General features: G+C 39.0%; 15 protein-coding genes. 3 read left to right on the top strand and 12 right to left on the bottom strand.

What is annotated here, in order from left to right:
* Positions 1 to 60: 60 nt before the first annotated feature.
* A complete protein-coding gene (locus EFD62_RS02940) occupies positions 61 to 1,296 on the bottom strand; it encodes a peptidylprolyl isomerase (protein ID WP_069193936.1) in 1,236 nt (411 codons plus the stop codon).
* 266 nt (positions 1,297 to 1,562) lie between these two features.
* Positions 1,563 to 5,342: a phosphoribosylformylglycinamidine synthase gene (locus EFD62_RS02945; protein ID WP_170176837.1), complete on the bottom strand. Its 3,780-nt coding sequence runs from the start codon at positions 5,340 to 5,342 to the stop codon at positions 1,563 to 1,565.
* A 116-nt stretch (positions 5,343 to 5,458) separates the two neighbouring features.
* On the opposite strand from EFD62_RS02945, the gene EFD62_RS02950 reads away from it, so the two are divergent.
* The 3 genes from EFD62_RS02950 (at position 5,459) to EFD62_RS02960 (ending at position 8,719) form a co-directional block, all read left to right on the top strand.
* On the top strand, positions 5,459 to 6,340 hold the full coding sequence (locus EFD62_RS02950) for a LysR family transcriptional regulator (RefSeq protein ID WP_069193938.1): 882 nt from the start codon (positions 5,459 to 5,461) through the stop codon (positions 6,338 to 6,340).
* A gap of 153 nt (positions 6,341 to 6,493) precedes the next feature.
* Positions 6,494 to 7,045 (top strand): helix-turn-helix domain-containing protein, encoded by a 552-nt coding sequence (locus EFD62_RS02955; RefSeq protein WP_069193939.1) that lies wholly within the window; start codon positions 6,494 to 6,496, stop codon positions 7,043 to 7,045.
* A 15-nt stretch (positions 7,046 to 7,060) separates the two neighbouring features.
* Positions 7,061 to 8,719, top strand: a complete 1,659-nt coding sequence (locus EFD62_RS02960; RefSeq protein WP_069193940.1) for an AMP-binding protein — start codon at positions 7,061 to 7,063, stop codon at positions 8,717 to 8,719.
* A gap of 72 nt (positions 8,720 to 8,791) precedes the next feature.
* Here EFD62_RS02960 and htpG read toward each other — a convergent pair whose 3' ends face one another.
* The 10 genes from htpG to EFD62_RS03010 all read right to left on the bottom strand — a co-directional run bounded on the left by htpG (position 8,792) and on the right by EFD62_RS03010 (position 20,101).
* Positions 8,792 to 10,717 (bottom strand): molecular chaperone HtpG, encoded by a 1,926-nt coding sequence (gene htpG / locus EFD62_RS02965; RefSeq protein WP_069193941.1) that lies wholly within the window; start codon positions 10,715 to 10,717, stop codon positions 8,792 to 8,794.
* Between the two features lie 137 nt (positions 10,718 to 10,854).
* Entirely contained in the window at positions 10,855 to 11,718 is an 864-nt protein-coding gene (locus EFD62_RS02970; protein ID WP_069193942.1) for a metal ABC transporter permease, read from the bottom strand.
* On the bottom strand, positions 11,719 to 12,498 hold the full coding sequence (locus EFD62_RS02975; RefSeq protein WP_069193943.1) for a metal ABC transporter ATP-binding protein: 780 nt from the start codon (positions 12,496 to 12,498) through the stop codon (positions 11,719 to 11,721). It abuts the gene before it with no gap.
* A 26-nt stretch (positions 12,499 to 12,524) separates the two neighbouring features.
* Positions 12,525 to 13,493, bottom strand: a complete 969-nt coding sequence (locus EFD62_RS02980) for a metal ABC transporter substrate-binding protein (RefSeq protein WP_069193944.1) — start codon at positions 13,491 to 13,493, stop codon at positions 12,525 to 12,527.
* 150 nt (positions 13,494 to 13,643) lie between these two features.
* On the bottom strand, positions 13,644 to 14,063 hold the full coding sequence (locus tag EFD62_RS02985; protein WP_069193945.1) for a Fur family transcriptional regulator: 420 nt from the start codon (positions 14,061 to 14,063) through the stop codon (positions 13,644 to 13,646).
* A 44-nt stretch (positions 14,064 to 14,107) separates the two neighbouring features.
* A complete protein-coding gene (locus EFD62_RS02990; RefSeq protein ID WP_235832546.1) occupies positions 14,108 to 14,644 on the bottom strand; it encodes an A24 family peptidase in 537 nt (178 codons plus the stop codon).
* Complete coding sequence (locus tag EFD62_RS02995) at positions 14,641 to 15,498, bottom strand: PP2C family protein-serine/threonine phosphatase (RefSeq protein ID WP_069193946.1); 858 nt, start codon at positions 15,496 to 15,498, stop codon at positions 14,641 to 14,643. The genes EFD62_RS02990 and EFD62_RS02995 overlap by 4 nt, the downstream gene beginning before the upstream one ends.
* A gap of 184 nt (positions 15,499 to 15,682) precedes the next feature.
* Positions 15,683 to 17,902, bottom strand: a complete 2,220-nt coding sequence (locus EFD62_RS03000; protein WP_128705717.1) for a glycoside hydrolase family 9 protein — start codon at positions 17,900 to 17,902, stop codon at positions 15,683 to 15,685.
* A 241-nt stretch (positions 17,903 to 18,143) separates the two neighbouring features.
* Positions 18,144 to 18,875 (bottom strand): M48 family metallopeptidase, encoded by a 732-nt coding sequence (locus tag EFD62_RS03005; RefSeq protein WP_069193948.1) that lies wholly within the window; start codon positions 18,873 to 18,875, stop codon positions 18,144 to 18,146.
* A gap of 32 nt (positions 18,876 to 18,907) precedes the next feature.
* Entirely contained in the window at positions 18,908 to 20,101 is a 1,194-nt protein-coding gene (locus tag EFD62_RS03010) for a M24 family metallopeptidase (RefSeq protein WP_128705718.1), read from the bottom strand.
* Positions 20,102 to 20,215 lie beyond the last annotated feature (114 nt).

Here is a 20,215-nt window from a genome sequence, read left to right on the forward strand (position 1 = left end):
TCCAAAATGCCAACTAAAAAATCCTGGCAGCCAAAACCGCCAGGATTCTTTATTTTAAGATTACAGCAAATCTTCATGCCTTACTATATTAGAAGCTTTTTCCCATTCTCCCATCTTTTCGTTCATGAAAGTTGTCTTCTTTTCACTTTGTAAAATTTCTTTTATCTCAGACTTCTTCTCTTCCAGTGTATACGCCTTCTCGGCATTCTTCTCGTACACTTTTATTATATGATATCCGTAAGGACCCGCAACAAGATCTGATATTTCACCTTGTCCAAGGGCCAAAGAAGCCTCTTCAAACGGAGCTATAAACCCGCTATTTTTTGTAACGGTATATCCGTCCTTGTATTCTTCGCTCTCCATTCCAGGATCTTCGCCATATTCTTTTACAAGGGCATCGAAATCTTCACCGCTTTTAGCTTTATTTAATACTTCCTCTGCCTTTGGCTTTATTACCTCAAGCTTTTCATTAAGGTATGCGTCCGCCTCTTCTTGCTTTCCTTCACTTGCTAATTTTTGATATTCCTGTTGTTCTTCTTCAGGTAAAGATATCAACACATGTTTTACCTTTGAATTTGAAGGCTCAATCAATTGAATATTTGCATAGGAAGCTTCTTCCGGATTATCCTTTTGGAACTTTAACTGTTCATCATAATAGGCTTTGATATCGTCGTCGTTTACAACAATATCCTTTGTGAGATCTTCCATATATTCTGTTACAAGTGAATATTCCGCATATTCCTTTAGGTATTCATCCTTAGTTAAGCCCATAGCCTCAAGCTGCTCGTTAATATAGTCCTGAGCTTCTTTCATATAATCCTTGCCGCCTCCTTCGGTTCCTTCCATTAGCTTCATCTGCTCTGCAATGCCTTCAATCATTTCATCAAATTTCTTTGCAGCTTCATCTTTTTTTTCATCAGTTACCACATATCCTGCTTCTTTTGCCTTTTGTGTAGCAATTTTCTGTTGGATCAGCTGAGTTAATATATCGCTCTTTATAGTCTTTAATATTTCTTTCGTCTCGGCATCCTGTGAGTTCTCATCAGTAATACCGTAATATGCTGCTTGTTGGCTGTATATACTATAGAATTCTTTATATAAAATCTTTTCACCATTTACTTCAGCAATAACTTTATTTGCTTGTTCTTCAGTTAACTGCGTACTGCCTCCGGAACCACCGATTTTTCCTTGTTCTCCAAACCTTGATTTTAGTAAAAAATAAGTTGCCGCTGACAAACCTGCAATCAGCAATACTACTATACTGACAACCAGTATGATACTCTTTGACTTTTTCATATTAATTCATCCTTTTTTAATTTTTTTAACAATATAAATCTTTTTCCTCCATAAAAGCCATTATAACATTTATGTTTGTCCCAATTGTGTCAAAATTGTAAACATTTTTTTGGAATATGCTTCCCAATGCCTCTTATTCAGTTTGTTCATTACATCACCCCTTGTTAAAGTCTAAAAACACCTTGTCTTTCTCTATTCCTTTTGATTATAACATATATTTTGTAAATACTATATAAAAATTTTTGCTACTTTTTTAAGGGGAGACTTTATTTAAAGTAGTTTACACCTGCTTCAAATATCTTTTGATCCTTATCTCCAGGTACATTTTTTGCAACATTGCTTCCTATTCTCTCGGAGTGTCCCATTTTACCCAAAACCCTTCCGTCAGGACTTGTTATACCTTCAATAGCCTCAAAAGAACCATTAGGATTAAACCTTATGTCATAAGTCGCATTATTGTCAGGATCAACATATTGGGTTGCTATCTGACCATTCTTTTCCATCATTTCAAGCACTTCTTTATTTGCCACAAATCTTCCTTCTCCATGGGATACAGCTATGGTATGAACATCGCCGACATTTACATTGTTAAACCACGGTGACAGGGTTGATGTTATTTTTGTATTTACCATACATGAAACGTGGCGGCCTATTGTGTTAAAGGTCAGAGTAGGACTGTCTTCATTAAGGTCTCTAATTTCACCATACGGCACAAGTCCAAGCTTTATAAGGGCCTGAAAACCATTGCATATACCCAGCATAAGTCCATCCCTCTGCTTAAGAAGATTCATAACTGCTTCTTTTACCCTCGGGTTTCTAAATGCTGTAGCAATAAATTTTCCTGAACCGTCGGGTTCATCACCGCCGCTAAATCCTCCAGGAATCATCACTATCTGGGAATTGTCAATTTTCTTTGCCATCTCCCTAATAGACTCATCTATTTCCTTGGAAGTGAGGTTCTTTATAACAAGCATATCCACCAATCCGCCAGCCCTTTCAAAAGCTTTAGCAGTATCATATTCACAGTTGGTTCCCGGGAATACCGGCATGAATATTCTTGGCTTTGCCACTGAAACAGACGGCTTAATACTGTTTCTCTTTTCAAATTTATACTGTTTTGGGGCTCCGTTTATTGGCTCTGCAGCTGTTGGGAAGACCTTTTCCAAAGGCCCCTGCCATTTTCTGCAAAGTTCTTCTATGTCAAGGCTAAGATCATTGAAATCAATTGACTTTTTCTCCTGAGTAGTACCCAAAACTTCATATTCTACGCCTTTAAGCAATTCATCCACATTACCGTTCTCATTCAATTCAAGTATAATGGATCCGTAAAGAGGCTCAAAAAGCTTTCTTGTAGCTATAGAAGTCTCAAACTCAAATCCTATCATGTTTCCAAAGCTCATTTTGCTTATCGCTTCTGCAATTCCGCCACTTCTAACAGTATGAGCTGCAAGCACCTTATTCTTCTTAATTATTTCATGTATTGCCGTATAATTTTTATCCAATTGAGCAAAGTCCGGAACTCCCTTTTCATCTATTTTCAGAGGAACCAGAACTACTTTGCTTCCAGCTCTTTTAAACTCAGAAGACACTGTAAAATTCACGTCCATTGTTGTAACAGCAAAAGAAACTAAGGTTGGAGGTACGTTCATATCCTTAAAGGTTCCGGACATACTGTCCTTTCCTCCGATAGCAGGAATACCTATCTTCATCTGAGTATAATATGCGCCCAGTAATGCACTAAAGGGCTTACCCCACTTTTTAGGATCGTTACCCAGTTTCTCAAAATACTCTTGCAGGGTTAATCTTATTTTTTTGTGATCGCCGCCCATAGCAACTATTCGGGCAACGGATTCTATCACAGCAAACATCGCCCCATGGAACGGACTCCACTTTGCGATAGAAGGATTGTATCCAAAGGTCATAATCGTACCGGTGTTTGTTTCACCGTCCTGCACCGGGATCTTTGCCGCCATTCCTTCCGAAGGAGTCAATTGATACTTTCCTCCAAAAGGCATCAACACTGTTCCGGCACCAATAGTGCTGTCGAATCTTTCCACCAGACCCTTTTGACTGCATACATTCAACCTCTGCAAGTTATTAATCCATGCATCACAAAGATTCTTTGAGTAATCCTCAGCCTCCTTAGGAAGTCTGTCAAAATAGTATTCCTTTTCTTCTGGAGCGGTAATTTGAACATTGGAATTTTGCTTAACTCCGTTTGTATCAAGGAAATCTCTTTTGATATTTACAATGGCCTTGTCTCTCCAGTACATTATAAGTCTTCGATCTTCCGTTACTTCTGCGACAGGTGTAGCCTCAAGGTTTTCTTCTCCCGAAGCTTTAATAAAGGCATCCACATTGTCCTTTGACACCACCACTGCCATTCTCTCCTGAGACTCTGAAATAGCAAGCTCAGTACCATCAAGACCCTCATACTTTTTAGGCACCGCGTCAAGGTTTATTATAAGTCCTTCTGCCAACTCTCCTATAGCAACAGATACTCCTCCGGCTCCAAAGTCATTGCACTTCTTAATCATAGTGCTGACCTCCGGCTTTCTAAACAACCTTTGAATTTTTCTTTCGGTTATAGGATTACCCTTTTGAACTTCGGCTCCGCAAGTGAGCAAAGACTCTTCCGTATGCTCCTTTGAAGAACCGGTAGCTCCTCCACAGCCGTCACGGCCTGTCCTTCCTCCTAAAAGTATGATTACATCTCCTGCTTGGGGCTTTTCTCTTTTTACATTCTTTTTAGGTGCCGCACCTATTACTGCACCGATTTCCATTCTCTTTGTCACAAAGTCTTCATCATAGACTTCAGCAACTTGTCCTGTGGTAAGACCTATCTGGTTTCCATAGGAACTGTAGCCCTGAGCTGCCTCTGTTGTTATCTTCCTTTGGGGAAGCTTTCCCGGTATGGTGTCCTCTATACTGGTACGGGGGTCACCGCTGCCTGTTACACGCATGGCCTGATATACATAGGATCTTCCGGACAACGGGTCTCTTATGGCACCTCCAAGACAAGTGGCAGCTCCACCAAAAGGCTCTATTTCTGTCGGATGGTTGTGGGTTTCGTTCTTGAACATCACAAGCCACTCTTCATTTTTTCCGTTTATATCGACATCAACTACTATACTGCATGCATTTATCTCATCAGACTCATCAAGGTCTTTTAGCATTCCTTTTTTCTTTAACTCCTTCATGGCAATCACTGCGATGTCCATAAGGCAAATATCCTTTTCTTTGTCACCATATACATACTTTCTCGATTCAAGATAGCTTTCGTATGCATCCTTCACAGGAGCAGTAAATCTACCTTCTTCAATATCCACACTCTGTATATTGGTGAGAAATGTGGTGTGACGGCAGTGATCGGACCAATAGGTGTCAATAACTCTTATTTCGGTAATGGTAGGATCCCTCTTTTCTTCATCCCTAAAGTATTTCTGGCAGAATTCCAGATCCTCCAAAGACATTGCAAAGCCCATATCATCTGCGAAAGCTTTGAGTTCCTCCCAGGTCATATCAATAAATCCCTTTAAAATCTTTACATCTTCAGGGACACTCACTTCAACATCTAGAGTTGACGGCTTTATTAGGGATGCTTCCTGCGATTCTACAGGGTTTATAAGATAATTCTTTACCTTTTCATATTCTTCCGACGACACATCTCCTTGAAGCACTACAAGCTTTGCCACCTTAACCTGAGGTCTTTCTCCGTGGGTCAATATCTGAATACATTGAGAGGCAGAATCGGCCCTCTGGTCATACTGCCCGGGCAAATACTCAATAGCAACCATTTTGTCCTTGTCATCTATGCTTATGGTTTCGTCAAAAACCTCCTCAACCGGCGGCTCGGAAAATATAGTCTTTTTTGCGCATTCATATTCCTCATCGGATATTCCCTCAACATCATACCTATTTATTATCCTAACCCCCAAAAGTCCGCTGATTCTAAGGTTTTCCTTCAAATCCCTATGCAATCTTTGGGCTTCCAAATCAAAACCCTTTTTCTTTTCAACAAAAACTCTCCTTACAATCTTAACCATACCAGTACCTCTTTCAAATAGATTTTTTGAACATTTTGATAGATACAAATACATTATAATATGATAAAATGAATAAGTAAAATTAATAATATTAATAAGTTGTATTAGAGGTAATTATGGATATAAACTTTGAATTGTATAAGATTTTTTATCATACTGCAAAAGCACAAAGCTTCTCTGCTGCGGCTGACATACTTCATGTTTCCCAGTCGGCAGTAAGCCAATCCATAAAAAGTCTTGAAGAAAAACTAGGCTCTCAACTCTTTCTTCGAAAAACCCGGGAAATAAAGCTTACTGTGGAAGGCGAAATACTGTTTAAGCATATTGAGCAGGCCTATAATTTTATAAAAACAGCCGAGCATAAAATATATCAGACCCAGAACTTAGAAAGAGGCGAAATAAGAATCGGAGTAAGCGACACTATCTGCAAATATTATCTCATTTCCTATATAGAAAAGTTTATCAAGAATTATCCCAGCGTTAAAATACAGGTCATAAACAGAACCTCGTCACAAATTCAGGACATACTGAAAAAGGGGCTGATTGATTTCGGTATAGTGACTCTTCCCGTACAAGATAATAAAATCCACCAAGAAGAATTTTTGACGGTAGAAGATATATTCGTAGCCTCCGATAGGTTCAGTGAGCTAAAGAACCAAGTAACAGACATAAAATCCCTTGCCTCCTATCCCCTGCTTATGCTTGACCGCGGCACCTCAACAAGGCGAAATATCGACTCTTATCTTTCTTCAAAAGGGATTAGCATTTTACCGGAGATAGAACTAGAAAGCATTGACCTTCTTGTAGAGTTTGCAAAAATTGGGCTGGGCATCGCTTTGGTTCTAAAGGAAAGTGTTATTGATGAACTTAATAAAGGAACTCTTTTTGAAGTAAAGTTAAAAGAGAATATTACCCTTAGAAAACTAGGTGTCATCACCATGAAAAATGTGCCCCTTTCGAGAGCTTCTTCCGAGTTTATCAAATTGCTGCGCATATAGCTAAATAGTCTTGTGGGAAGCATAAACTTTTTTTAAAAAACTTTGCTGTACTTGTCCGCTTTCCCTTTACATACTTACTTCTTCTATGTTACGATAATAGAAGTATTATTATCCATTTAGAATGGTTTAATTAAATATAGAAAGGATGGTTCCATGTCTGAACAAATTAAGCAAATTAGTAAAAGAATTAAAGAGCTAAGAGAAATATCCGGTATCTCCGTTGAGACATTGTCAAGGGAATTAGGCATTGACAGCGAAACCTACTCGGAATATGAAAGCGGAAACGTAGATATACCGGTTAGTCTATTATTCGAGATTGCCAGCAAATTCGGTGTTGAGCTTTCCGAAATTCTTACCGGCGAAGCTCCAAAGCTCCATACATACTCTGTTGTCAGAAAAGACAAGGGCGTGAGTGTCGAAAGAAGAAAAGACTACAAGTATCAAAGTCTTGCATACAATTTTGTAGATAAAAAAATAGAACCATTCCTTGTCACCGTTGAACCCGACTCTAATCACGATATAAACTACAATTCTCATCCAGGTCAAGAATTCAACTATGTTATAGAAGGAGTCTTAAAAGTAATTATCAACGGTCATGAAATTATACTTAACGAAGGTGATTCCCTGTTCTTTGACTCGGGGGCAAAACACGGAATGAAGGCTATGGACGGCAAACCTGCTAAATTCCTAGCCATAATTTTATAATGGAGGTTTTATGTAATGTTAGAGAAATACCTGTCCAAAGTGAATTTTGACTCGTATGAGGATTTTGTTGAAAATTTTAAATTAAATGTTCCTGAAAACTTCAACTTTGCGTATGATGTTGTTGATGAAATTGCATCTAAAACTCCGGATAGAGTGGCAATAGTCTGGTGTGATGAAAACGGAAACGAGGCAACATTTACTTTTGGCCAACTAAAAGAGTACAGCGACAGGACTGCAAATTTCTTTAAGAGAGCAGGAATAAAAAAGGGAGACCCTGTAATGCTGATTTTAAAAAGGCGCTATGAGTTCTGGTTTGCAATTCTTGCACTCCATAAGATTGGTGCCGTATGTATACCTGCCACTCATCTTCTCACTTCAAAGGACATAATTTACAGAAACAATGCAGCTGATATTAAAATGATTGTGTGTGTGGCTGAAGATGAAGTAATAAAACATGTTGAAGCGTCATTGGAAAAATCACCTTCTCTTATCGCAAAAGCTCTCATTTGCAAAGACAAAGAAGGCTGGTATAACTTCAACAAAGAAATAGAAAGCGAATCTCCTAATTTTGAAAGACCAACAGGTGAAGATGCGTCAACCAATGACAGCACCATGCTTCTCTACTTCACTTCTGGAACTACTGGCATGCCAAAAATGGTAAGCCATGATTTCACCTATCCTTTAGGTCATATTGTTACTGCTAAATACTGGCAAAATGTAATTGACGGCGGATTGCATCTTACCGTTGCAGATACCGGTTGGGCAAAAGCCGTGTGGGGTAAGATTTATGGTCAATGGCTTGCCGGAAGTGCTGTTTTTGTGTACGACTATGATAAATTTGTTCCAAAGGAGCTTCTTGAGGTAATATGCAAGCATGGTGTTACTACCTTCTGTGCGCCTCCTACTATTTACAGATTCTTTATAAAAGAAGACCTGAGCAAATATGATTTCAGCAAGTTGAAATATTGTACTGTTGCTGGAGAGCCACTGAATCCCGAAGTATACAATCAATTTTATAAGGCAACCGGCGTCAAACTCATGGAAGGATATGGTCAGACGGAGCTTACCGTCACCTTGGGTACATTCCCTTGGATGGAACCAAAGCCGGGTTCTATGGGCAAACCTTCTGCAGGTTATGCCATAGATCTCCTTGATGAAAACGGGAACTCCTGCGATGTGGGTGAAGAGGGTCAGATAGTTATAAGGACGGACAAACTAAAACCTATAGGAATGTTTGACGGATACCACAGAGACCCGGAACTCACTAAAAAAGTTTGGCATGACGATATTTACTACACCGGCGACATGGCTTGGCGTGATGAAGACGGTTATTACTGGTTTGTAGGCAGGGCGGATGACGTTATAAAGAGCTCAGGATATAGAATTGGGCCTTTCGAAGTAGAAAGTGCTCTTTTAGAGCACCCCGCAGTTTTAGAATGTGCAATTACAGCTGTACCGGATCCTATCAGGGGTCAGGTGGTTAAAGCTACCGTTGTCCTTTCTAAAAACTATTCTCCCTGTGATGATCTTGTTAAGGAGCTTCAGGATCATGTTAAGAAGGTAACTGCCCCTTACAAGTACCCTAGGATAATTGAATTTGTTAATGAGCTTCCCAAAACCATAAGCGGTAAAATCAGAAGAGTGGAAATTAGGGATAAGGATCGTTCGGAATAATATTTATATTAGCAATGCAAAAATGTCCTTCGGAATACTTAAAACTCCGAAGGACATTTTTTATGATATTTTTTATTCTCCTGAAGCAAGTCTGGTAAGCAATGAATTGCTTCTTTCAATAAATCTTGTCATAGCATCCGGTTCGAGCTGCTCATGGCTCATTTTTGCAAGGTCATAAATATGTTCACATATGAGCTTTACATCCTCTTTCTTGTCTTCTCTGTCCTTAAGGCTCAGAAGAGATTTGATTAAGCCGTTGTTGCTGTTTAAAACAAGGCTTTCTTCTTCCCCATACATTCCTCCAAAATTAAATCCTCCATACATTCTGCTCATTTCCTGTATCCTTCTAGATTGCTCACTTAGTAGAATCATTCCAGGCAATGATGTGGCTTTTAAAGCCTCAACCTTTATTGTGAGCTTATCATTATTGAGACTTTCCTTAAATAGCTTTTCAAGGGTTTCGGAAATCTCCTTTTGTGAGCTTTCATCAGCACTACTTTCCTTATCTTTCATACTTTCACTCAAATCTGAGTCTATACGCTGGAACTTAACACCGCTTTCATTCATCTCCAGGAACTGCATAAAGTGATTATCTATAACCGCTGTCATCATAACAGCTTCCATATCATTATCCTTAAACATCTTAATATACTGTGCCTGCTGTTTTTCATCAGTTACATAAAATACTTTGTTCTCATGTTTTTCCTTATTGCGTTCGAGATAATCCTTGAGTGTTACATACTCTCCGCCCGTTGTCTTAAAGATAACTATATCCTTTACCCTATCATAGAACTTTCTTTCCTTTATGCATCCGAATTTGACAAAGGGGTTTATATCATCCCAGTATTTGTTGTAGTTCTCTCTCTCGTTCTCAAATATTGAAATAAGCTTGTCTGCAACCTTCTTTGTAATATGAGCAGAAATCTTATTCACATAACCGTCATTTTGCAAAAAGCTTCTTGACACATTAAGAGGAAGGTCCGGACAGTCTATCGTACCTTTCAGAAGCATCAAAAATTCAGGAATAACCTCCTTGATATTGTCTGCAACAAAAACCTGATTGTAGAAAAGCTTAATCTGCCCTTCAAAATTGTCCATCTCGTTTCTGAGCTTCGGGAAATAAAGAATTCCTTTTAAGTTAAAGGGATAATCCATATTAAGGTGAATCCAGAACAAAGGATCATTAAAATCAAAGAACACCTTCCTGTAAAAATCCTTGTATTCCTCCTCGGTGCAATCCTTTGGATTCTTCAACCAGAGTGGATTTGTATCATTTATAGGCGTTGGCTCTTGAGCCTTTTTCTCTGTATTTTCTCCATCTTCCTTATTATCATCTTCGTCTTTCGTTTCATCATCCTTTACAGCATTTGCATCCTCGAAGAATAACTCAAAGGGAAGGAATGAGAAATATTTTACAAGTGTCTCTCTTACCCTGTATGGCTCAAGGAATTCTTCGCTGTCTTCAGCAATATGAAGAGTTATCGTAGTACCCCTTTCGGTTCTGTCAGAGGCCTCCATCTCATACTCAATACCGCTTGTACTTGTCCACCTTACAGCCTGTGCATCCTTCTGATAGGACAAAGTGTCAATCTGAACCTTGTTTGAAACCATAAAAGCGGAATAGAATCCCAGACCGAAATGTCCGATAATTTGACCGTCATCGGTCTTATCCTTATACTTTTCCACAAAATCCTTAACCCCGGAAAAAGCAATCTGATTGATGTATTTTTTTACTTCTTCGTCAGTCATACCGATACCGTTGTCAATTATCTTAAGAGTCTTTTGCTCTTTGTCAACAATAACCTTTATATAATATTTTTCATCGCCATCGATCTGCGCTTCTCCTATTGATGCCAGCTTTTTCAACTTGCTTATGGCATCACTGCCGTTTGAGACCAATTCACGGATAAAAATATCCTTTTCAGAATATAGCCATTTCTTTATGATAGGAAAAATATTCTCTGTATTGATAGATATTGATCCACTTTCACGATTCATTACAGTCCCTCCCTGATAATAATAATTTGTCTGATTATTTTCATCCCAATAAATATATTACAGTTATAGCTAAAAGCTTGTCAAGACAAATTTAGCACTCATTTAGAATGAGTGCTAACAAAAAATCAATTACTCCATTAAATACTTAATTTACCTTGGTTTAATGTCTTTTTAAGAATCAATCCTTTAATCAGGTTTTTATAAACAAGGGTTAATACAAGGCAAATTACACTTATCAGTACTATTGTACCTCCCGGAACCATGTCCAGATAAAACGAAAGAGTAAGTCCTGTTACTATGGAAAAAACCCCGTACAATAATGAATAAACTATTGTCTGCTTAAAGCTTTTTGCTATCTGCATGGCTGAAGCAGGCGGAAGAACCAATAGTGAGGATATAACCAAAGTGCCCACTATTCTTGAAGACACGGCAATAGTTACAGCCGTAAGAACAGCAAAAATAAAGTTAATTATTTTAACCGGTACTCCGGCAAGCTTCGCCGCCTCCTCATCAAAGGTTATAAAAAACAACTCCTTAAACAGAACTGCAAAAGTTATTATTACCACAGCACTCAAAACAGCTATCATGCAAAGCTCAAAATCAGATATTGCAATAATGCTTCCAAACAAATATGAAGATAAGGAAAAGCCGCTTTTTACATAACCGGACAATATACCTGCAAGTCCGATTCCTGTAGACATAATAACTGCAATTGAAACTTCAGCATATCTGGGAAAAGCTCTTCTGATCTTCTCTATTCCTAGCGCCGCAGTTATTGAAAACAAAGTTGCCCCAACTATAGGATTGATGCCGGCAATCAGACCAAAGGCAACACCGGCAAGAGATGTATGGGCAAGGGAATCTCCTATCATGGACTGTCTTCTTAAGACTACTATCACTCCAATAGCAGGTGCCATTATGGCTATAAGCATCCCAATAAAATATGCCCTTTGCATGAATCCCAGATTCAAAATAAAGTCTTCTCCAAAAATGCCAGCCATTTATATAGCTCCTTTCTTCCAACAGTTTGTGCAACAATGCTTATGAGCATGAAGATTTACATCATATCCATATATCTCTCTAAGACTGTTTTTCGCAAACTCTGTGGTGTTTTCATTCATTACCAAGCCTTTATTGCCCATGCACGCAATTTTATTTGCATGAACAGTGACAGCCCCAATATCATGACTGACCATGATTATTGTTAATCCCCTCTGCTGGTTCAGCCTGCCTAAAAGACAGTATAAGGCCCCTTCCGACTCTGAATCTATTCCTACAGTAGGCTCATCCAAAAAAATAAACTCCGGCTCGGACACAAGAACCCTTGCTATAAACACTCTTTGCTGCTGACCTCCTGACAAATTGCCAATCAGCTGATCTTTATAGTCCTCCATTCCAACAGTCTCAAGCGCTTTATACACAAGCTCCTTGTGCTGTTTTTTTATCCTTTTGAAAAGTCCAATCTTTGAAAACAAATTTGCACTTACCACCTCTTCTACCGTTGCCGGAAAGCTAGTATTAAAGGAGCTCGCCTTTTGGGCAACGTACCCTATCTTGTTCCACTGATTAAACCTTTCTATATTCTGACCCAACAGATTTATTTCACCTTTTATCGGCCTAATCTGTTTTAATAGTAGCTTAACAAGGGTGCTTTTTCCCGAGCCATTCGGACCAATAACTCCAACAAAATCACCTTTTTCTACCGAAAAACTCATATTCTCCAATATGAGCCTTTCCCCATATCCAAAGCTTAAGTTTTTTACTTCGATAACCTTTTCCATTAATAAACCAACCCCTAATTAGGCATTTATTCAAGAGCTTTCTTTAAAGCCTCAAGGTTTTCCCTCATTATAGAGAAATACTCTTTCCCTGCATCAATATCCTCTTTGGCAAGTCCCCCAAGGGGATTCAAGAATTCGACCTTAGCTCCGGTCTCGCTGGCAATAGCCTTTGGTACCTTTTGACTTAACAGCTTCTCTGAGAATATCACCTTGACATCCTTTTCCTTTATAAACTTAACTATTTCAGCCATTCTGGCCGGTGTAGGCTCAGAGTCTGCGTTCAGCCCCTCGATGGCATTCTGCTTAAGTCCATATTCCTCACATAAATACCCAAAAGCCTGATGTCCCACCACGATATCCTTTTTTGTACACTTTGACAATTCTTCTCTATACTCTCTATCAAGAATGTCCAGTTTCTCTGCATTATCATTGAAATTCATTTCATAGTATTCGCTGTTTGCCGGATCCGCCTTTATAAAGGCATCCTTTATTGCTTCCATTTGCTTTTTTGCATTTTTAGGACTTAGCCATACATGAGGATCGTATTCAAGATCATCATGGCTATGGTGTTCATCCTCAGGATTTTCTTCTTCATGGTCCTCATCATGAGAATGGCTGCCTTGAAGAAGCTCTATATTTCTTGATGTTTCAACCACCACAAGACTCTTATTGTTTATTGAACCAAGCACCTTTTCTACCCAAGGCTCCATACCTGCTCCATTATATACAAAGACATCCGCCTTCTCAATCTGAAGCATATCCCTAGGCGACGGTTCCCAGTGATGCGGTTCCGTTCCTTCGGGCATAACATTGGTAAGATTAATCCTATCTCCTCCGATTTTCTTTGCAAAATCATACATGGTATAGAAACTGGCATAAACAGTGATTTTGTCTTCGTCCCCCTGAACTCCGACTTTTGAATTGCTTAAGCAGCCTGTAAGTAAAAATGTCAGACATCCGATTAATAAAGCAACTCTCTTTATACTTCTCTTCATAAAAAAAAGCGTCCTCCCATAGTTAATTATTCATAGCTAATTATATCCATATCAGCTATATTTTAAGCAATTCATTTCAAATGCGAATCATTTGCATTTAATATGATTATATATCGGACGCCGCAAAAGAGTCAAGCAATTCTATTTATTCTATTCTTTTTTGCACTCGGGACAGATTCCATAGATCTCAAGCTTGTGACCGGTTATGTCAAAGTCATTTGTTTTACCGATATCCTTTTCCATCTTCTCTAAAGGGCAAAAATCTATCGGCACTGACTTATGACAATTTGTACAGACCAAATGATGCCGATGACCATCCACAGTAAGCTCATACCTTGCTTTGCCGTCTCCCATGATGATCTTGTTTACAAGGGATTTGCTTTCCATAAGGTCAAGGGTCCTGTAAACGGTAGACAGATTGACAGACGATCCCTGTTCTTTTATACACAAAAATATATCCTCTGCAGAAAGGGAATTCTCAGCACTTTCAAGAACTTCAATAACTGCTTTTCTTGATTTTGTATTTTTACATCCGATTTTAGCCAATATATCATCTGTCGTTTTTTTCATAAAACATTCATCCCTATATTTTAATAATATGCTTACTATCTATTCTACTTCATACGAACCATTACTTCAATAAAGAATATTATTACACCGCATGCTATTGCATATGCCATCCTAAACACCACTTTGCTATCCTTTTCTTCAAAATTCGTATACGGTTGTATACTGAATGTGAGAAATACATTTCTTAAGTAGTAAAACATATGTAAAAACCGTTCTTTGGCATTTCGATTAATAATAACAATCATTACAGCAATTACCCCTCCTGCAAGAAACGAATAAGCCATTATAAATAGCACAGCTTTATAGCCCAAAACAGCTCCTATTGCACTAAAAAGCTTAACGTCTCCAGCTCCCAGCATCCTTAATGCATATAATATAAACAACAATAAGAAGGGCGCAACAATACCTATGAATGATTCAAAAAGTCCCGGTATTCCTTCCAACACCAGGCTGGTTACAAGCCCAATAAGCATAAAAGGAAAAGTAAGTCGATTTCTTATCTTATAGTGACGAATATCGCTCACAAGAGCAACTAATATAAGAATTGCTATTTCAACCCATCTTATTAATATTGTACTCACCACCCGTTAAAGCTATTTGCTATTTTGTTAATTATCCCCTTTATACTCAATATCCTGTCGCTGCGGTCTTTATGTAAATGCTGGTATACTGCAACGGCGGATACATTGTCCGCAGCCCCTCTAAGCTTCACTTTTTCAAGAAGACCTCCTAAAGCCTTTTGAACTTCTGCATCTGCTTTTTCACATGAAGACAAGGAATTATATATTTCATCTTCATCAAGATAGTTATGAAATCCATCACTGCAAACTAAAAATCCATCATCGGATGAAATCTCACCACATGCATCAAATATCTCTAAATCCTCCATAACCCCAACGCACCGGGTAAGTATATTTCTTTTAGGATGGTTCTTTGCTTCCTCTTGATTCATTTTACCTTCTCTCACCTGCTGTGCAACCCATGAGTGATCTTCCGTAAGCTTTGTGATAGAGCTGTTAAGTCTATATATCCTACTGTCACCTATATGCTTAATAAGGTATTTGTCTCTGTAAATAAAGAGCATAGTCAGGGTCGAGCCCACACGGGCATTGATTGAAAATCCAAAATAAATAATCTTTTGGTTTATTTCCCGTATGAGCCTATCAAACTCATCACTTATAACACTCAAAGCCGAATCTTCTTCTTGTTGGAAAATATCAGAAAGCCTTTGATCCCACCACAAGCTGAATTCATTTACAATAATCCCGCTTGCCACTTCCCCCGCAGTAAGTCCTCCCATTCCATCGGCTACCAAAAAAAGTCCAAACTCACCGTTTCTTCCGTCTCCTACTTTAACAAGGATGTTGTCCTGATTGGTTTTCTTAACGTTTCCGATATCAGTCAGTGCTCCAATGGCAAAGCTTCTTTTTAGCATAAATCCCCCGCATTGTCCCTATTTATACAGTTTGACACATCTTTAAAAGTCAACGCCCATATTCCATACATTACCTTGTACATTAATTCTATTTTAACAATAATAAAGGTGATTTGGCAATAAAAAAGCTGCTGCAAAATCATCTTTCGCAACAGCTTTATAGCTTTACCTAATATCAATCCTGTTATTTTTCTGCTGGAAATTTATCAATAAGTTTTAGCAGATACCTCTTCATCGTAGTAAAGTCCGTGGAGGTTACTTTTCCGTCCCCAGTTACATCTGCTGCTGTCAAGAATTTGCTTTCCTCCTCATCATTTGAGAATTTCAAAATCTTCAGAAGATATCTCTTTAAAATTGACAAATCCGTAGATGTCACTTTACCGTCATAATTCAAATCCCCGATCTTTACCGTAGGTGAAGATGTCACTGTAGGTGTCGGTGTAGGTTTGATGGTGCTTGTTGGTGTCGGTTCAGGCTCTGAGCCTCCGTTCGGTACTTTACCCCATACTCTCACGTCACCGTCATACAATGGTATATATTCGGTTTTATCACTTGAAAAGCCCTGCTTAATTCCCTGGAACGAGAAGTCATTGGTATTATCCCAATTACCCTCTCCATATGGAGCTGAAATAGTGAAGTATACATCCCTTTTATAATCATTTATTCCTCCAGGGAATATGTTAATACCGGTAAAGTCAATGTTCACATAGTAAATATTATTCTCAGCATCCCATGGAAGAAGCTGTGAAACAGCAGCACCACCGTTAGTAGTTGACTCCACGGTAATTTGATCTAAAGTAATGCCTTTCTCAATCGTTTCGGAAATGTCAACAAAATACTTGGCTGACAACTTATCCGATCCTCTTGCAGGCCATCCGGACTTGTTGATTATTGTAGTCTTGATATTTACGAAACCACTTCCTGCTGCGTTTACTGAAGCTTCAACATAAAATTCTTCCCCAGGTGTTTCATAAGCAACCAAATCAGGAATTGGATTTCCGCCGTACTTATCATACATTTTAGCAAGAGCTCCTACAAAGCCTGCGTTATAGTCATTGGCTACTTCATTGCACTGGAAATCATCCAGTCTGTCCACATATTCATCTCCACTGCTCGGTCCGCCAACCAATGCACCTACAAGAATATGTCTACATTCTTCCGGTTCTGTCATTAAAGCACTCCATGAGCTATGGGCTGTCCTGTGATGAGGATTTCTAGGCGGATTTTTTCCAAAGCCAACCACAAAGCTTCTTCCTGTGCTTCCCAATGCATAATCAACTTGATTTTTTGCAAATTCCTTGTATATAGCCGCCTTTGCCGGGTCGCAACCGGACCAGTCTGCATAAACGCTAGCAAGAAACGCCTGCGTTGTTGCATATCTCAATGATCCCCACCTATCAAGATATGCAAGGCCCTTAGGTGAATATTGAATTTTACCTCCGTTAAATCCAACGGTCCAATAGTCAAGGTGGTTTTCAATACATTGCTTATAGTAAGAATTCTCTGTAATTTTTGCCAATAAAAGTAAAGAACCGTACAATTTGTTATCCCAGCAATGTGCCCAAGAATAACTTATTATAGTTGTACCTCTTTCCCTTTCCCAATGGGGTTCATAGGATTCTGCTTTATCAAGATACGCCTCATCTCCTGTTGCCAGATACAGCCATGCACTTGCCCAAGTAAGCTCGTCATAGAAACCGCTGTGGGATGAGTAGTATCCCTCTGCCATTTTATATCCTTTATCGCTTCTTGTAGTATCGGCAAAAGTAAAGAGCTCTTTGGCATGCTTTAGAAGTGTAGCTGCATATTCCGGATCAGTAGGCTTGAAAGCAATTGAGGATGCAGCCATAGCAGCCGCCGTCTCAGCAACAACAGTTGAACCCGGATTTGACATATCTACTTTAAAGGACGGTCTTTCCATCTGCATTACTTCAGCAGGTCCCCACCAAGAATGGTCTATTGCTCCGTCTCCCACTTGATAATAATACACATTGGGACTTGGATGGCATTTAATAAAGTAGTCTGTCACCCATTTAATGTTGTCCAATATGTAAGGAAGTTGACCGCTTTTTTCATATGCATCTCGGGACTCATAAACACTCCAAGCCAGCATTGTAACAGCGTAGGCCATTGGAAGGTTAAACTTCACATGGTCACCGGCATCATACCAGCCTCCTGTGAGGTCCAAACCGTTATCTGCGCCGTCATTTAGACCAGAATCTCCACGCCAGTTGTTTCTTGTGTTTTCAGGCAGTTTTCCTGAACGCTGAAACTCATAAAACATAATTGCCTTTTGGAGTGCCTCACCATAGTTGAAATCCGCCGCAAAGCTAACCATACCCTGCGGGATTGCCAACACTACCACCATCGCGGCTGTCAGCAAAAAAGCTATAATTTTTTTCACTTCAAATCTCCCCCTTATTTTTATTTAAATATTATTAATACCTATTTATTTTGTAATTGTGCTGTAAAGATAACGGAAAGATAAATTGCTAAGTGGTATTACTTCGATTAACATATTGATTGGTACCATATTGAATAATACATATCGCTTGTTCTTATACATTTATTTTATCATCTAAATGCTCGAATTTCAAAACATATATGCAAATATTAGCACGATTTACTCCATTAGTCCATATATACTATATTACCAAACGGTGCCCATTGACTTTCAGCCACTTTCGTCTCACGTCAAAGTCAGGAAGAATGGTTTTTACCAGATTCCAGTAATTCTTCGAATGATTCATTTCCTTCATATGGCAGAGCTCATGTACAATTACATAATCGATAACCTCCATTGGAGCCATAACCAGCTTCCAATTAAGGCTAATATTTCCTTTGCTACTGCAGCTTCCCCATCGGGTTTTTTGCTCCCTAACGGTCACTTTCTGGGGACATACACCTATTTGAGGTGAAAAGAAATCTATCCTGTCCTTTATGATATCACTGAATTGAGTAATATAAAATCTCCTCAAAACACTTCTTATGTATTGGTCCCCCTCTATAGAGGCCCTATTCTCATCTATCGCAATAACAATATTACTTCCTTCTAAAGTAATCCCTTCAGGCAGCGAACCTTTCATGATTCTCAAAATATATTCCTTTCCAAGATACGAAAAAGTCTCCCCGTCAGCATATCCATTTTTAGTACAGGGTTCGTTATATAATCTTCTAAGCTCCTCCTGCTTTTTTACAATCCAGGATATCTTCTTCAACATTATATCTCTTAACTGTTTGTCTGAGATATTCAAGGGAGCTGACACCCTCACCTCTCCATTTTCATTCACCCTTATACCCACAGTCTTCCTTCTGCTTCGGGTAAGAATGTATGAAACACTGTTTCTGCCATCCGATATATTTTGAACGCCTTCCATAATCCTCCCTCTCATTCATTTTTCCTGTCCGGCTAATACAAAGGTATCAATCCCGGGTTGTCTCCCGTTATACACTTTCCTCCCTGTTCAGTAACAATAAAAGTATTTTCAATTCCCACCATGCCTACGTTTTCAATACCTTTCTTCGGCTCTAAAGCCAGTACCATTCCCTCCCTAAGAGGCTCATTAAAGCCCTCGGCAATAACAGGCATCTCATCCACCTGTAATCCAATGCCATGGCCTAAAAATTTAACCCTGCGGTTTCCAAAGCCCATGAAGTTTTCCAAAAACCTCGTGTCAAGGCTGTCCATTATATCCTTATAAATACTAGCCGGTATTTCACCGGGTTTTAGCATTAATGCAATTTTATTCTGAATATCAACACACCTCTTGTGCTCTTCGACAGCCCCATCAGGAAGTGGAGAGCCAAACATGTATGTCATGGTTTTATCGGTGTGATAGCCATCGACTCCGCAAGCTACGTCAATAAACACAAGATCACCTTTTTTGAGTCTGCGCTCACGGCTGCCTAGAAGAGGCACTGCAGGGCTCAATCCATAGCATCCTCCCGGACCGTTGAAGGATGTTGGATAAATAGAACTCTCTCCAAAACAGATATGTCCTATGACCATTTCGGTATCAAACATTGAAAAACGAGATATTCCCTGGTGTCCTTCTTCTACCATTATAGAATACAGCTTGGTTGCAAGCTCTGCCTCACTCATTCCTTCCTGAAGAATTTCCGGTACCCGTTCCTCAAGCACCCTCTTATGGACTTCTCCAGCCTGCTCCATTATTTCCAGTTCATAAGCACTTTTGACCGATCGTAATTTAGCAACCACCATATCCAGAGGCTTAACATTTTTAAAAGGAAAATACTTTTGAAACCTCTGATACATAGCAAAGGGAACAAACTCTGTCTCAAGATAAATCGTATCAGGTATATCTTTGTAACTGCCCACTGCATCTCTATAGCTGTTCATAGGTCTAATCGAAGGAAACAGCGATTCGTCCTTTGCTCTTTCAAAGCTTCTGCGAACCCACAATACCGCATCATCCTCCCGGGGGATTAACAACATACCCTCCGGCATAGTTCCTGTGAAATAATATATATTGATTTTACTGAATATCACTGCCATTTCCCATTCAGGATTATATTGGTTCATTATCGTACGGAACTGTTCCATACGCATTCTAAGTTCCTCTAACGGTACCTGCTTTATCATATGGCTTCCCCCAATTCAAATTGATAATAAAAATAATATTAGCTTGTCAATAAGATTCATAAGGATTATATCACAATAGCTATAATATATGCTATATTCATCGTTTCAAAACAT

Origin of the sequence: Acetivibrio mesophilus, assembly GCF_004102745.1 — a bacterium.
Lineage (GTDB): Bacteria > Bacillota > Clostridia > Acetivibrionales > Acetivibrionaceae > Hungateiclostridium > Hungateiclostridium mesophilum.